The organism is Teichococcus vastitatis, from assembly GCF_003604215.1.
Classification (GTDB): domain Bacteria; phylum Pseudomonadota; class Alphaproteobacteria; order Acetobacterales; family Acetobacteraceae; genus Pseudoroseomonas; species Pseudoroseomonas vastitatis.
In genome coordinates this window covers 1-638 of record NZ_QXGS01000217.1, presented here as the reverse complement: position 1 = coordinate 638, position 638 = coordinate 1, and the positions used below count along the sequence as shown (strand labels likewise).

The following is a 638-nucleotide window of genomic DNA, read 5'->3' as shown; positions in this document are numbered from 1 at the left end:
ACGTTCACCAGGGCGACCACTCCGGCGTCCTTCATGAAGGGCGGAACGTCGAACCGGTCCTCCTGACTGATGTCCTGCGTGATCACGGGCTCACCACCCTCGATCGCGAAGGTTTCGGAGGAGTGCTCCCCCATGGGGATGCGCAGGTGGCCGACAATGCCGGGCTCCCATCCAACGCCTGCCCGGACCAGCAAAGACTTTTCCTTGTGCTGGATCTCCAGGATCTTGGAGCGTCCTGTTTCGAGGGCGTCACCGACGAGGCGGGTGGCCTCGGCCAGGATCTGGTCCAGATCCTGGGACCGCAGGGCGAACTCACCGAAATCTGCCAAGACCTGCTGTCGTGTCATCACCTTCGCGAAGTCAGGCATCCAGGATCCCGCTACTGCCATCCCCCTTACTGCCGCGGGGGAGTGACGCCCCACTAGGCCGTGAGGCACCTTCTGAATTGGATCAACGCTGAGCGGCTTGGATCGCTGCAATCCAAGAGAGCAGCATCGCCTCTGGGTTCGAAACAGGTCGTTGCTTTGCCGGTGTCTGCCGAACCCATCGAGAAGCGATGCTCTGTCGTAGTTGCGGCGACAGCGGCGGCTCAACCCGCCTGCCTGTGATGTCAGTTGCGGCCTCTGGGCGCCCGAAAA

At 62.4% G+C, this 638-nt stretch carries 1 protein-coding gene; it reads right to left on the bottom strand.

The window, feature by feature from the left end:
* On the bottom strand, nucleotides 1–368 hold a 368-nt coding region (locus tag D2K64_RS23990; RefSeq protein WP_162306257.1), incomplete at its 3' end, for a GAF domain-containing protein.
* Between the last annotated feature and the right edge of the window lie 270 nt (nucleotides 369–638).